Here is a 15,270-nt window from a genome sequence, read left to right as displayed (position 1 = left end):
CTTTCATAAGACCGTAATTCGCCCTAAATCCACTTCCAATATTATGCAATATCGATGCGGGAGGCACAGCCTCCCGCAACCACACGGAGCATCCCCATGAGCGAAAACACGAGTGAAAAGAAAATCACCATCGACGTTGTGTCCGATGTTGTCTGCCCATGGTGCTTTCTCGGGCGCAAGCGACTTGAAAATGCACTCGCCATGCTACCCGAAGTGGAAGCGGAAATTCGCTGGCGTCCGTTTCAGCTCGACCCTACGCTGCCGCCGCAAGGCAAGGACCGCGACGTCTATATGCGCGAGAAATTCGGCAACGGTTCGAAAATCGACGACATTCACAAGCAACTGACCGAGTTGGGTGATGAAAACGGGATTGTGTTCGATTTCGAAGCAATCACCCGTGCACCCAACACGCTTGATGCGCATCGTGTTATCCACTGGGCGGCCCAGGCCGCGCCAGACACGCAGAACAAGCTCGTCGGCACGCTGTTCTCGCTCTATTTCGAACAGGGACAGGATATTGGCGACCATGAAGTGCTGGTCGATGCTGCGGCAAGCGTCGGCATGGATGCAGCCGTTGTCGCCCGTCTGCTGGAAAGCGACGCTGACAAGGCGACGATCCGCGAGGAAATCGACACCGCCAGCCGTATCGGCGTACGCGGCGTTCCCTGCTTCATCATCGATCAGAAATATGCCGTCATGGGCGCACAGACCGCCGATGTTCTGGCCGACGCCATCCGCCAGACAGCGGAAGGCTTTGAGCCGGGGATTTCCGAAGATCGCTAGTCTGATTATGGCGGCGGGTTAACCCGCCGCGATTTTCGCCAGCTGTGTCATGATGACAGCCGAGCCGTTGAGGCGTTTTTCCGGCGTTGCCCAATCGCGAATGAACACGATGCTTTGATCCGGCCTGATCTTGGCCATAGAACCCTGCTCGCCGATCATCTTCACCAGACCGACCGGGTTGTTGAACGTCGCATGACGGAACTGGATGACGACGCCCTTCGGGCCCGCATCCAGCTTTTCGACATTGGCGCGACGGCAAAGCGCCTTGATATAGACGATCTTGAGCAGGTGCTGCACTTCTTCCGGCATTGGACCGAAGCGGTCGATGAGTTCTGCGCCGAATGCATCAATATCCTGCGGCTCTTCCAGATCGGCAAGGCGGCGATAAAGACCGAGGCGCAATTGCAGGTCCGGCACATAGGCTTCAGGGATCATAACCGCCGTGCCAATGGCGATCTGCGGCGACCACTGACTGTCTTCCACTTCGCCGGAACCCTTGAGCGTCGCAACAGCTTCTTCCAGCATCTGCTGGTAAAGCTCGAAGCCGACTTCCTTGATATGGCCCGACTGTTCCTCGCCCAACAAGTTACCCGCGCCGCGAATATCCATATCGTGGCTGGCAAGCTGGAAGCCCGCGCCAAGCGTATCCAGCGATTGCAGTACTTTCAGGCGACGTTCCGCCATCTGCGTCAGCATCTTGCCCGCTGGCAGCGTGAAGAGTGCGAATGCGCGCTGCTTGGAGCGCCCGACACGACCGCGCAGCTGATAAAGCTGCGCCAGACCGAACATATCGGCGCGATGCACGATCATCGTATTCGCGGTCGGAATATCGAGGCCGGATTCCACGATGGTTGTGGAAAGCAGCACATCGTACTGACCGTCATAGAAGGCGTTCATGATGTCGTCGAGCACGCCCGGTGCCATCTGACCATGCGCGACGGCGACTTTAAGCTCCGGCACATGCTCTTTCAGGAATTCTTCAATGTCGCCCAGATCGGAAATACGCGGGCAGACATAGAAGCTCTGACCACCGCGATAGCGTTCGCGCAGCAGCGTTTCGCGAATGACGAGCGGATCGAACGGTGAAACGAAGGTGCGCACCGCCATGCGATCCACTGGCGGCGTGGTGATGAGCGAGAGTTCGCGCACGCCGGTCAGCGCAAGCTGCAAGGTACGCGGGATTGGCGTTGCCGACAGGGTCAGCACATGCACATCGGATTTCAGATCCTTGAGCCTTTCCTTGTGCTTGACGCCGAAATGCTGCTCCTCATCGATGATGAGCAGGCCGAGATTCTTGAACTTGATCGAATTGCCGAGTAGCGCGTGGGTACCGACGACAATATCGACGGTGCCCTCTTCCAGACCTTTCTTGGTCGCGGCCAGTTCCTTGGTTCCAACCAGCCGCGAAGCATGGGCGACGGTGATCGGCAGTCCATGAAAGCGCTTGGAGAAAGTCTTGAAATGCTGGCGTGACAAAAGCGTTGTCGGCACAACCACCGCGACCTGCACACCATTGAGCGCCGCGATGAAGGCAGCGCGCAGCGCCACTTCCGTCTTGCCGAAACCGACATCGCCGCAAATCAGGCGATCCATCGGCTTGCCCGCCGCCAGATCGTCTGCCACAGCCTCGATGGCCGTCATCTGGTCTTCAGTCTCGTCATAGGGGAAGCGCGCAGAGAATTCCGCATAAAGCCCATCCGGCGGCGTCATCACCGGCGCGCCACGCATCTGGCGCTCGGCTGCGATCTGGATCAGATGGCCCGCAATCTCAAGCAGTCGTTTCTTGAGCTTGGCCTTGCGCATCTGCCATGCGCCACCGCCAAGCTTGTCGAGAACCGCGTCGGAACCTTCCGACCCATAGCGCGAGAGAAGCTCGATATTTTCGACTGGCAGGAACAGCCGGTCATCGCCCGCATAATGAAGTTCAAGACAATCATGTGGCGCGCCCGCTGCGGTGATGGTCTTGAGGCCGATGAAACGACCGATACCGTGATCGACATGGACGACAATATCGCCAGCCGTCAGCGAAGCCACTTCCGAGATGAAGTCCTGATCGCGCTTGCGACGCTTGGACCGGCGGATAAGACGGTCGCCGAGAATATCCTGTTCGGCAACGACGGCAAGATCACCGGCATCGAAGCCGCTTTCAACGGCCAGAACCGCCGCGGTGACCTTGTCGCGAGACAGCGCCTTGACGGTTGAAAGCCGGTCAACCGTCTCGATCTTTTCCAGCCCGTGCTCGTCAAGAACCTGCAGCAAACGGTCGAGCGAGCCTTCCGTCCAGGCAGCAACCAGCACTTTTTTGCCGGAGGCTCGGAGATCAGCAATGTGCTTCACCGCTGCCTCAAACAGGTTCACATCAGTTGCTGCACGCTCCTCGGCAAAGTTGCGGCCCTTATGCGCATCGGCATGAACAATGGTGCGGTTTGATACTTCCGGCGCGCCAAAGGGTGTGAGGTCAATGCGAAGCCCGCTTGCCTGCACCGCATCCTCGACCGCCTGCGGCGTGAGATAGAGCGTTTCCGGCTTGACCGGCTTATAGGGCACGGCATCGCTGCCGGCTTCCTTGCCTTCAGCCTGACGCAGCCGGGCCTCGTAGTGATCCACCACCATGGTGTGGCGCTCTGTCAGCGCTTCATGCACCAGATGGTCGAACACCACCGGCATGCCGCCCGCATGATCGAAAACCGTTTCCAGATGGTCGTAAAACAGTGGCAGCCAGTGTTCCATACCGGCAAAGCGACGGCCTTCACTGATCGCCTGATAAAGCGCATCGTCACGCTGCGGTGCGCCGAACATTGCCACGTAATTCTTGCGGAAACGGCTGATCATGTCGGCTGAGAGCGTGATTTCGCTCATCGGCTGCAGCACGAATTCCTTGCGTGTGCCGGTCGTGCGCTGCGAAGCAGGATCGAAAGCACGGATCGTTTCCAGCGTATCGCCGAAGAAATCGAGGCGCAGAGGTTCTTCTGCACCCGGCGCGTAGAGATCGAGAATACCGCCACGCACGGCAAATTCACCAATATCGCGCACGGTCGACACACGCTCGAAGCCATTGCGCTCCAGCCGTGAAGCGAGCTCGTTCATGTCGAGCTGATTGCCCGGACGAGCCGAAATCACCTGTTCGGCGATTGCCGCCTGTGGCGGCAATTTTTGCAGCACGGCATTGGCCGTCGTGAGCACGATAGCCGGATGCGGTGTTTTCTTGAGCGCCGCCAGCGCGCCAAGCGCGGTCAGTCTGCGCGCCGATGCGTCGGCCCCGGGCGAAACGCGATCATAGGGCAAGCAGTCCCATGCGGGCAGATGCAGCACCGGCAGATCCGGCGCAACAAAGCCCAACACCTGCTCCAGATCGGCAATGCGCTGCCCGTCGCGCACGATATACATGATGGGCCCGCGTTCGCCGATCTCATCCACCAGACGCGCGAGACAGAACGCCTCGAAGCCATCGGCAACACCATCAATGACGATGTGGCGTCCAGCTTTCGTATCCGTATTGGGCTTGAGACCAAATTTGCTGAAAACGGGCATGGATTTTTTAAAACTCTATGCGGTCACGGAAAGCGACGATATCGCGGAAAAGCGGTGTATCATGTTCTGCCGGGATTGGGCTTTCACCCGTCACCCATTTAAGAAGATCGCGGTCCAGCACTTCCAGAATCTGTTCGAACTCATCGAGCTGCGGATCGGTAAAGCCGACCATATACTCATCCGCATATTGGCCGAGAATCAAATCCATCTCGCGCATGCCGCGATGCCAGGCGCGAAACAAAAGCTTGCGACGCCGTACATCCAGATTTCCCGCCGCAAGTGTGCTGCCAGTCATGTCGGAACTGCTCCATTTATCAAAATCGCTGCCGGTATATAGCATCTGGGACCGAACAGGGAACCTGTTTATGAGACAAGAACAAAAAGAGCACGAAAAGATGATGGCACAGGCTTGCACCTGACAGCGAAGCAGTTAATGCTCGCCGCCATGCGCCCATCCATGCTCGATCCGTTTTTCGCTTCCGTCCGTTCGCTTTCCGGCATTGGCCCGAAAGTTGCGGTTTTGCTTGGTAAACTTCTGGGCACAGATGTGCCCGGCGCGGAACCGAAAGTCGGCCAGCTTCTGTTCCTGCCGCCAAACAGCGTCATAGACCGGCGCAACCGTCCCGGCATTGCGCTTGCGCAGGAAGGCGCCATTGTCACGCTGGAAGTGGTGGTCGATCAGCACCAGCCCGCGCCGCCCGGCAGAGGAAATGTCCCGCATCGTGTCTTCGCCCACGACGACACCGGCGAGATTGCGCTAACTTTCTTTCATGCGCAATTGCCATGGCTGCACAAGATGCTGCCTGAAGGCGAAACCGTCATCGTGTCCGGCAAGGTGGAATGGTTCAACGGGCGCGCCTCCATGGTGCATCCGGATTATATTGCGAGCCTCGAAGATGCCGCCAATCTGCCGATGGTCGAGCCGGTCTATCCGCTGACGGCTGGCCTCTCGCCAAAAACACTGGGGCGAGCCGTCAAGGAAGCGCTGACACGCGTTCCCCCTCTACCGGAATGGATAGACGGCCCCTTATTGGCGCGCGAGCGTTTTCCAGGCTTCCAGGATGCACTCCACACTTTGCACCAGCCGGAAGATCCGTCCGACATTGCGCTTGAAGGCATCACGCGGCGCAGGCTGGCTTATGATGAATTCCTGGCCGGTCAGCTTGCCCTTGCCCTCGTGCGTGCCAAGACGCGTCGATTGTCGGGCCGTCCGCTGGAAGGCACGGGCCGCATCGTAACCGAGATCATGCGCCACCTGCCCTATAGCTTGACCAAGGGACAGGATCAGGCCGTTCGCGAAATCATCGCGGACCTTAAATCACCCGAGCGCATGTTGCGGCTTTTGCAGGGCGATGTCGGCTCCGGCAAAACGGTGGTGGGTCTGCTGTCTATGGCACATGCCGCAGAATCCGGCGGTCAATCCGCCCTGATGGCCCCAACCGAAGTGCTCGCTCGCCAGCATTTTGCGACCATTGCACCGCTCGCCGAAAAAGCCGGGTTGAAAGCCGCACTGCTGACGGGCCGCGAGAAAGGTCGCGACCGGAACGCCGTGCTGGAAGGTTTGAAGAGCGGCGAGGTCAATATCGTCATCGGCACCCACGCGCTGTTTCAGGAAAAGGTCGAGTATCACGACCTCGTTCTGGTCATCATCGACGAGCAGCACCGTTTCGGTGTGCATCAGCGCCTGATGCTGACGGCAAAGGGCTCGGCCCCAGATATGCTGGTGATGACGGCAACGCCAATCCCGCGCACGCTGGTTCTGACCGCTTTCGGCGACATGGACGTGTCCAAGCTGACCGAAAAGCCCGCCGGGCGCCAGCCCATCACCACGGCAATCCTGCCAATGGAGCGCATGGGCGAATTGGTGGAGCGCATCCGTAAAGCGGTGCAAGAAGGCCAGAAGATCTACTGGATCTGCCCGCTGGTTGAAGAATCCGAAGTCGTTGAACTGACATCGGCGGAAGAGCGTTTCGAAAGCCTCAAATCCGTCTTCGGCGACCGGATTGGCCTTATTCATGGCCGTATGAACGGCGCTGAAAAAGATGAAGCCATGCGCGCTTTCAAGCAGGGCGAAACGCGGCTTTTGGTTGCCACCACTGTCATTGAAGTCGGTGTGGACGTGCCCGACGCGACCATCATCGTGATCGAACACGCCGAACGGTTCGGCCTGTCGCAGTTGCATCAGTTGCGCGGGCGCGTGGGGCGCGGCGACAAGCCATCGACCTGCCTCCTGCTCTACAAGGGGCCGCTGGGCGAAATCGGTCAGGCGCGACTGAAGGTCATGCGCGAGACGGAAGACGGTTTCCGCATCGCCGAAGAAGATCTGAAACTGCGCGGCGAAGGCGAGTTGCTCGGCACGCGCCAATCCGGCACGCCGGGCTTCCGTCTGGCATCCATCGAAGCACATGGCGATCTGCTGGAAATCGCCCGCAAGGACGCCCGATATGTTTTGACCAGCGATCCCGATCTGGAATCCGAACGGGGAAAGGCACTGCGCGTGCTTCTCTATCTCTTCGGACGCGATGAGGCGATAAGGCTGCTGAGAGCTGGATAGCAAAATGGCCGCTCTCGCGGCCACTTCGATTAACTTATAGAGAAAACCCTATAATAGACTGATTTTATTCAACCGTGACCGACTTTGCCAGATTGCGCGGCTGATCGACGTCTGTGCCCATCAGGACAGCGGTGTGATAGGCCAGCATCTGGATTGGCAGCGCATAGACCAGCGGCGTGATGAATTCCGGCACGTCCGGCAGGACGATGGTCGCCATCGTATCGACGCTGGCGCTTTCCGCGCCCTTCTTATCGGTGATCAGGATGATACGACCGCCACGGGCCGCCACTTCCTGCATGTTGGAGACTGTCTTTTCATAAAGACGGTCGGACGGTGCAATGACGATGACCGGCATGGCTTCGTCAATCAGGGCGATAGGCCCATGCTTCAACTCGCCAGCGGCATAGCCTTCGGCGTGAATATAGGAGATTTCCTTGAGCTTCAGCGCGCCTTCCATCGCCAGCGGGAAGGATGTGCCACGCCCCAAATAGAGGACGTGATTGACCTTAGCCAGCTCATGGCAAATGTCTGCTATTTGGTCTTCCAGCTTCAGCACCTGATTGAGGAAACGCGGCGCTTCGGAAAGCTGGCGCACCAGTTCCTGCTCCCGCGCATCGTCAATCGCGCCACGCGCCTTGGCGGCAGCGATGGCGAGCGACGCCATGGCCGAAAGCTGACACGTGAAGGCTTTGGTGGAGGCAACGCCAATTTCCGGCCCTGCAAGCGTCGGAAACACTGCATCGGATTCACGCGCAATGGTCGAACCAGTGACATTGACGACAGCGGCAATCTTCAAGCCTTGCGACTTGCAATAACGCAGCGAAGCCAGCGTATCCGCCGTTTCGCCGGACTGCGAAACAAACATCGCCAATGAATCCTTCGACAGCGGCATTTCGCGATAGCGGAATTCCGATGCGATATCGCTGTCCACAGGCAGACGGGCAATCTGTTCAAACCAGTATTTGCCGACCGATGCAGCATAGAATGCCGTGCCGCAAGCCGAGATCGTCAGACGATCCACCTTGCTGAAATCGACGCCAACAGCTTCCTGGCGCACCTTGCCGGTGGTGAAATCGAGATAATTGGCCAGCGTGTGCGAGATCACTTCCGGCTGCTCAAACATCTCCTTCTGCATGAAGTGACGATGATTGCCCTTGGAAACGAGCATATTGGCGGTCTGCGTCTTCTGGATCGTGCGCTCGACCTGATTGTTGCTTTCGTCATAAATGGTGACGCCCTTGCGGGTGAGCACGGCCCAGTCACCATCTTCCAGATAGGCGATGGTATCCGTAAAGGGCGACAGCGCAATCGCGTCGGAACCGAGAAACATTTCGCCATCGCCATAGCCAACGGCGAGCGGCGGCCCCTGACGGGCGCCAATGAGCAGTTCTTCATCGCCTTCAAACAGGAATGCCAGTGCGAAAGCACCATGCAGCAGCGGCAGGCAATCACGGACGGCTTCAATCGGCGATTTGCCCTTATCCAGCTCACGCGTCACGAGATGCGCAACGGCTTCCGTATCGGTTTCGGTCTGGAATTTGCGGCCTTCAGCTTCGAGCATGGCGCGCAGTTCGGCAAAATTTTCGATAATGCCGTTGTGCACTACTGCAAGGCGCTCGGTGATATGCGGATGCGCATTGCGCTCTACCGGCTTGCCATGCGTTGCCCAGCGTGTATGACCGATGCCGATCACACCGGGAAGCGGTTCACCGGCCAGACGCTTTTCCAGATTGACCAGCTTGCCTTCGGCACGGCGACGGTCGAGCTTGCCGCCCTGCAAAGTGGCGATACCGGCGGAATCGTAACCGCGATATTCCAGTCGTTTCAGAGCATCGACCAGAAGCGGCGCGACTTCATCCTTGCCGATAATACCGATAATTCCACACATGCATCTGCTCCAGATCTGGGTCGCTTGCTTTTGCCAGCCGGTTTAAAGAATCTAAAGCGGAACGGCAAGTTAAGCCATCCTCGCTCAGGTCGTCAGATAGTTGATTTACTTCGATGAGGTTTTAGCCGCTTTGATGGCAGCATACTTCTCCCGCAGGATCTTTCCCCTACCTTCTTTCGTTTCCTGCCGTGCGCGACCGAAGGCCAGCGCATCAGCGGGAACATTGTCGGTGATTGTGCTGCCGGATGCGATATAGGCGTTGTCGCCGATTTCTACGGGTGCGACCAGCGAAGAATTAGAGCCGATAAAGGCGTTTTCGCCGATGATCGTCTTATACTTGTTGTAACCGTCATAATTGCAGGTGATCGTCCCTGCCCCAATATTGCTGGATGCGCCGACTGTCGCATCGCCGATATAGGTCAGGTGATTGATCTTGGCGCCCTTGCGCACATCGGCATTCTTCACTTCGCAGAAATTGCCGACCTTGGTTTTCTCGCCAAGCTTCGCACCCGGACGCAGACGCGCGAAAGGCCCGATTTCGGCATCGGGACCAACATTCGCGCCTTCCATATGCGAGAAGGAATGAATGAGCGCACCCGACGCAATATGCACGCCGGAACCGAAAAACACATTGGGCTCGATGATCACATCGGCTTCCACCAGCGTGTCGTGGCTGAAAAACACCGTTTCCGGCGCAATCAGCGTCACACCGGCCAGCATCATCTCGCGGCGCTTGCGGTTCTGCCAGATGGCCTCGGCTTCCGCGAGTTCTGCGCGGTTGTTGATGCCGATGACATTATCGACCGGCACTTCGATCGCCGTTACGTTCAAGCCCTTGTCATGTGCAATGGCCACGATATCAGTGAGGTAATATTCGCCCTTGGCGTTATCATTGCCAACGGCATCCAGCAGTGCCAAGGCCTCGCGACCGCGCACGGCCATCAAGCCCCCATTGCAGAAGCCGATCTGCTTCTGGGCGTCAGTTGCTTCCTTCTCCTCGACAATAGCGACCAGTTGGTCGCCGTCTTCGATCAGGCGACCATAGCCATGCGGACTTGCCGGGCGGAAGCCTATCACCACGATATCCGCGCCATCGGCCAGACGCGCACGGGCAGCCTGAAGCGACTGCGCCTCAATCAGCGGTGTATCGCCAAACACAACCAGCAGATCATCATAACCATTGGCAATCGCATCACGCGCAGCCAGCACGGCATGGGCCGTACCGAGACGTTCCGTCTGTTCGAATGCCGAAACCGGACCTGCAATTTTCTCGACCGCGCCGCGCACATCTTCCGCACCGCGTCCGACGACCAGCGCGACATCACTCTTGCCTGTTCCCTGCACCGCTTTGACAACATGACAGACCAACGGCAACCCCGCGACCGCATGCAACACTTTCGGCAAGCTGGATTTCATGCGCGTGCCTTCGCCGGCAGCAAGCACGATGGAAAGGCAAGTACGATCTGTCATGACATTGTCCAGAAATACGAGGTGTTCATCCGCTTTATCACGAAAGCGTATAAGGAAGCTTACGGGTTTAGCCAAGCCGCCCGAGGACCGGGAACGTCTCCAGCAGCCAGAATGAGAAGGATTGCATGCCGCCGGTCAGGAACAGGACGCCTGCAACAACCAGAAGCGCGCCCATTGCCTTTTCCACCTTGCCGAGATGCACGCGGAAGCGGGACAGGAAACGCATGAAGGCCCCGGAAAAGAGTGCGGCGATCAAAAACGGAATGCCGAGCCCCAGTGAATAGACTGCGAGCAGCAGCGCTCCCTCACCCACTGTGCTGCTGCCGCCAGCCAATGTCAGGATTGGTCCGAGAACCGGGCCGATACATGGCGTCCAGCCAAAGGCGAAGGCCAGCCCCATGACATAGGCGCCAAGCGGCGAAGCCGGGGCATTGCGCGCCTGAAAGCGCGCCTCGCGCGACAGGAAAGACAGGCGCAGCAGCCCCAGGAAATTGAGGCCCATCAGGATGATGACAGCACCGGCGACAATGGCGATCTCCTGCTGCCATGCGCGCAGGAATGCGCCGATGGACGATGCGCCAGCGCCAAGCGCCACGAAAACCGTGGTGAAGCCGAGCACGAAGCAGATTGCGGCAAAGGCGAGCGAGCGACGCGCGGAAGGCTCCGCCGTAACACGGGCAGCCTTGTCGGCGCGAAAATCCTCGACGCTCACGCCAGCCATGTAACAAAGGTAAGGCGGCACCAGCGGCAAAACGCAGGGCGATAAAAAGGACAGGGCACCCGCACCAGCCGCTGTCATGTAGGAAACATCGAGCACGATAACCTCATTCGTTCGTCAAATTGCCTGCTGCCCCGGCTATCCGAAGGCTTATATAGACCAAGTTGTGATTACCATTGAATATTTTCAATGGAACATCTCGTTAGATCACAAGTTTGCCCTAAATCAGGATCATTCCGCGCCTTAATATAAATTATTTGATTGCTCCAACGGAACGATGCACCGATGAGCTTGATTGATGATGATGCACCTTCCATCCAGACAACAGTATCGCCCGGACCTTTTGGCTGGGTGAGACGATACCAGCACTTTCTGTTTCCGGTGGCGGGCATCGCCATCGCACTGTTGGCGATTTATGTTCTGGAGACAATGCTCCAGCACACGTCGCGGTCGGAAACGCTTGCGGCGCTGCATAGCATTTCCTGGACGACACTCGCGCTCGCGGTTTTCTTTACGGTGCTAAGCTATGCGGCTGTCGCCCTTTACGACGTCGTCGCAGTTGATACCATCGCGCCAAACCAGATACCCCGCCGCATCGCTGCCGTCGCCGGTGCTGCGGGCTATGCGATTTCCAATGCGCTTGGCTTTTCGCTTCTGACCGGCGGTGCTCTGCGATACCGCATTTATGCCGCTGAAGGCGTCAGCCTTGCGGATATCGGCAAGATTGTCGGGACATCGTGGTTTGCGATCTGGTTCGCGCTGATCATCATGGTCGGCGCTGCACTCCTCATCGACCCGCAGGACGTACCGTGGCTGTCCACGATCGATTCGCGCATTGATATCATTGCTGGTGTCGTCATCCTCGGCGGTATTGGCTGGCTGATCTACTGGCTGTCGCATGGCGAGCGTAGCGTCAAAATAGGCTCATTCAGCCTCCGCCTTCCCAATTCCAAAGGCGCGCTGATCCAGATCTGTGCCGGGCTGGTCGATGTCGGCGCCGCTGCGGCCACGCTCTACGTCCTCATGCCTTCCGACGCAGTGCCAAGCTTTGCCGTCTTTGCGCTGGTTTATGTGATCGCCATTGTTCTGGGCATTGCCAGCCACGCGCCCGGCGGCCTCGGCGCTTTTGAAGCGACCATCGTCGCCGGATTGGGCCTTGGAGGAAAACCTGACGCCATTGCCGCCCTGCTCGCATATCGTATCATTTACACGGTCATGCCGCTGGTCGTCGCTACCGCCGGTATTCTCGTCTGGGAAGCCATGCGGCGGCGGCATATGCTTGGCAAACAGGCGGCCTTCGCCAAACGTCTGTTCGAGCCACTGGTGCCGAGCCTCTCCGCCGGTATCATCTTTCTCGGCGGCATCATCCTGCTGATTTCGGGCGCAACGCCCAATTTGCGTTATCGCGTCGAACTTTTGTCCGACATCGTGCCGGAATTCCTGATGGAAATGTCGCATCTGGCGGCAAGCCTTGTCGGCGTCGCGCTGCTTATCGTTGCGCGCGGCCTTTCCAAACGGTTGGAACGCGCGTGGGTGGCAGCCATGGCGCTTCTGCTGAGCGGTGCAGTGTTTTCGCTCGCCAAGGGCCTCGATTGGGAAGAAGCTGTCATTCTCTGCATCTTTGCTGCAACGCTCTGGAGCTTTCGCGATTCCTTCTATCGCCGCCCCATATCCGGGCCCTTCGAGCTAAGCTGGAACTGGATCACCACTGTCGGCACGACCGTGCTCGTTTCCACATGGCTGGGCTTCTTCGTCTATCGCCATGTCGAATATTCAAGCGATCTGTGGTGGGATTTTGCGTGGAGCGGCAATGCGCCCCGCTTCCTGCGAGCAACCGTGCTGGTCTTTGCACTGGTCGCAGCTGTCGGCCTGCATTCAATCATCAACCGCAACAGTCACCGCAGGCGCAAGGTCGATTACTCGATCCCGGAAGCCGTGCCAAATCTGGTGGCTGAATGCCCGCACACGGATGCCGCGCTGGCCATGCTGGGCGACAAGCAGTTCCTGATGGCGCCGGATAACAGCGCATTTATCATGTATGCGCAGTCCGGAGGCAGCCTAATCGCGCTCGGCGAGCCGATCGGCAACCCTGATACCGGCAAGGAAGCGGCATGGTCGTTTCATGCGCTTGCCGACAAACTGGCGGTTCGTACTGTTTTCTACGGCGTTGGCCCGCAAAGCCTGCCGCTGTTTCTGGATATGGGGTTGGTCGCGCTGAAACTCGGCGAAGTCGCCCGCGTCAACCTCACGGACTTTTCGCTCGACGGGCCCCGCCGCCAGCCATTCCGCTATGCCGACCGCAAGATCGACAAGGACGGCTTCACCTTCGAAATTATTCCCGCTGCCGAAGTTGCGCCGCTCATTCCGCGTCTGCGTGAAATTTCCGATGCCTGGCTCGATTTCAAGTCCGGCAGCGAAAAAGGCTTCTCTCTAGGCTATTTCGACGACGACTATATGAAGCGCTTCGACGTCGCCGTGCTGAAACATGAAGGCGAAATCGTTGCTTTCGCCAATTTGTGGCGTGGCGCAGACAAGCACGAAATCACCGTGGACCTAATGCGTTATATGCCCAATGTGCATAAACTGCTGATGGACGCGCTTTTCGCCAAGCTTTTGATGCACAGCAAGGCAGAAGGCTACAAATGGTTCAATCTCGGTGCGGCCCCGCTTTCCGGCTTGAGCGGAAGCAGGCTCGCCTCGCGCTGGAACCGGCTCGGCTCTTTCATTTATAAGCGTGGTGCCGATCTCTATCATTTCGACGGATTGAAAGCCTTCAAGGAAAAATTCGATCCTGTCTGGACCCCGCATTATATGGTCTGCCCCGGCGGACTGGAAACACCACGCGCCCTGCTCGATGCGACAACCCTGATTAATGGCAGCCCATTGGAGTTCATCCGTAAATGAAGAAAGAACGTGTTCTCTTTACCGTGGTCGGGCTCGTGCTGCTTGGAGCGGCGGGCGTTTACGGATCGCTGCACACTGGCAAGATCGCCCGCATGTGGACCAAACTCACAGGTTCTGAAGAGCCGGTCATTCATGCGAGCGCCGAACGGCTGTCGAACATTCCGGTCTATATGCCAAACGGCGACCCGGTCGGGCTTACGATCCTGCTCAGCGACGAGGCAGGCATCGGCGAGAAGGAACGCGCCTATACGGATGCGCTGCTGGCCAAGAACATGATCGTTCTGCCGGTTGAACTCGGCCCATGGCGCGCTTCGCTCGATAAGGAAGACGGCGAGTGCAACTATCTCGACTCCGATTTCGAGGCCATTGCCAAGGAAGCGCTGCGCGGACTTGATCTCGATGTCTATTTCCATCCGGTGCTGACCGGCATCGGCCAGGGCGCAACCATCGCCTATGCCGCAGCCTCTGATTCACCCGATGCGACCATTGCGGGCGCTGTCTCGCTCGACCCTGTTCCGGCCAAGACACGCCTGCCCTCCTGTACGGAAAAGGCAGCAGCGACGAAGACACCGGATGGCGCCTTCACCTATGCCTATGATGCCGAGATACCAGCACCTGCGCTGGTGATGAGCCCTCCCGGAGGCGAAACCAACAATCCGGTCGAGGCACGGCAAAAGAACATCGCCGTTCTCCAGAGCGGGAAGGATTTCCCGACGCGCATGAAAATGGCGGTGGATAATATCGTCGCCATGGCCGATCAGGACGCCAAGAACGAGGCCCTGCCTATCGTCGATCTTCCCGCCAAGGGCGGCAATGCCGATATGGTCGCTGTGTTCTATTCCGGTGACGGCGGCTGGCGCGATCTCGACAAGTCCATCGGCGAATGGCTGCAAGCCCATGGCGTGCATGTCATCGGCGTTGATTCGCTGCGTTATTTCTGGTCGGAACGCACGCCGGAAGAAATCGCCAAGGACACGACGGCCATGATCAAGAAGGCCGACCCGACCGGCAAATTGCCGGTTGCCGTGCTCGGCTATTCCTTCGGGGCCGACACATTCCCCTTCGCGTGGAAATATCTCGATCCATCCATTCAGGACCGCACCAGAATGATCGGCCTGCTTGGCGTCGAAACCACAACGACCTTCCAGGTTTCCATCGAAGGCTGGCTTGGCATGGATGGTGACAAGGATGTCGTTCCGGCGATTTCCAGCATTCCGCTCGACCGCGTTGTCTGCGTCTATGGCGAAGAAGAAGAGGACACCGCCTGCACGGCAAAAGAGCTGAAGGGCATGGAAGTCATGAAACTGGCTGGTGGCCATCACTTTGATGAAAACTACGAGCCAATTGCAGCCGCCTTGCTCGACAAAATGCGCGCTCGCGCCGGTTTGCCTCCGCGCCCGTCAAGCTGACGGGCTGGATTGT

The 15,270-nt window shown here is 58.2% G+C and carries 9 protein-coding genes; 4 read left to right on the top strand and 5 right to left on the bottom strand.

Going from position 1 to position 15,270, the window contains the following annotated elements:
• Window positions 1-96 precede the first annotated feature (96 nt).
• Entirely contained in the window at window positions 97-783 is a 687-nt protein-coding gene (locus QBD01_RS10700) for a DsbA family oxidoreductase (protein ID WP_280992761.1), read from the top strand.
• A gap of 18 nt (window positions 784-801) precedes the next feature.
• On the opposite strand, the gene mfd is transcribed toward QBD01_RS10700, so the two are convergent.
• Window positions 802-4,314, bottom strand: a complete 3,513-nt coding sequence (gene mfd, locus QBD01_RS10695; protein WP_280992760.1) for a transcription-repair coupling factor — start codon at window positions 4,312-4,314, stop codon at window positions 802-804.
• 7 nt (window positions 4,315-4,321) lie between these two features.
• Window positions 4,322-4,609, bottom strand: coding sequence for a succinate dehydrogenase assembly factor 2 (locus tag QBD01_RS10690; protein ID WP_182520606.1), 288 nt, complete (start codon window positions 4,607-4,609; stop codon window positions 4,322-4,324).
• Between the two features lie 138 nt (window positions 4,610-4,747).
• Between QBD01_RS10690 and recG the strand changes: the two genes are divergently transcribed.
• Window positions 4,748-6,868, top strand: a complete 2,121-nt coding sequence (gene recG / locus QBD01_RS10685; RefSeq protein ID WP_280992759.1) for an ATP-dependent DNA helicase RecG — start codon at window positions 4,748-4,750, stop codon at window positions 6,866-6,868.
• Window positions 6,869-6,932: 64 nt separating this feature from the next.
• On the opposite strand, the gene glmS is transcribed toward recG, so the two are convergent.
• The 3 genes from glmS to QBD01_RS10670 all read right to left on the bottom strand — a co-directional run bounded on the left by glmS (window position 6,933) and on the right by QBD01_RS10670 (window position 11,043).
• Window positions 6,933-8,756, bottom strand: a complete 1,824-nt coding sequence (gene glmS / locus QBD01_RS10680) for a glutamine--fructose-6-phosphate transaminase (isomerizing) (RefSeq protein ID WP_280992758.1) — start codon at window positions 8,754-8,756, stop codon at window positions 6,933-6,935.
• Between the two features lie 105 nt (window positions 8,757-8,861).
• The gene (glmU, locus tag QBD01_RS10675; RefSeq protein WP_280992757.1) at window positions 8,862-10,226 is read right to left on the bottom strand and encodes a bifunctional UDP-N-acetylglucosamine diphosphorylase/glucosamine-1-phosphate N-acetyltransferase GlmU; all 1,365 of its coding nucleotides are present in this window, start codon (window positions 10,224-10,226) and stop codon (window positions 8,862-8,864) included.
• A gap of 67 nt (window positions 10,227-10,293) precedes the next feature.
• Window positions 10,294-11,043: a cytochrome c biogenesis CcdA family protein gene (locus QBD01_RS10670; protein WP_280992756.1), complete on the bottom strand. Its 750-nt coding sequence runs from the start codon at window positions 11,041-11,043 to the stop codon at window positions 10,294-10,296.
• A gap of 186 nt (window positions 11,044-11,229) precedes the next feature.
• Here QBD01_RS10670 and mprF point away from each other — a divergent pair, with 186 nt between their 5' ends.
• A complete protein-coding gene (gene mprF / locus QBD01_RS10665; RefSeq protein WP_280992755.1) occupies window positions 11,230-13,848 on the top strand; it encodes a bifunctional lysylphosphatidylglycerol flippase/synthetase MprF in 2,619 nt (872 codons plus the stop codon).
• The gene (locus QBD01_RS10660) at window positions 13,845-15,257 is read left to right on the top strand and encodes a virulence factor family protein (protein WP_280992754.1); all 1,413 of its coding nucleotides are present in this window, start codon (window positions 13,845-13,847) and stop codon (window positions 15,255-15,257) included. Before mprF ends, QBD01_RS10660 begins: the two co-directional genes overlap by 4 nt.
• The last annotated feature ends 13 nt before the right edge of the window (window positions 15,258-15,270 follow it).

It is taken from the genome of Ochrobactrum sp. 19YEA23, from assembly GCF_029909865.1.
Lineage (GTDB): Bacteria > Pseudomonadota > Alphaproteobacteria > Rhizobiales > Rhizobiaceae > Brucella > Brucella gambitense.
This window is presented reverse-complemented; position numbering and strand designations above follow the sequence as displayed.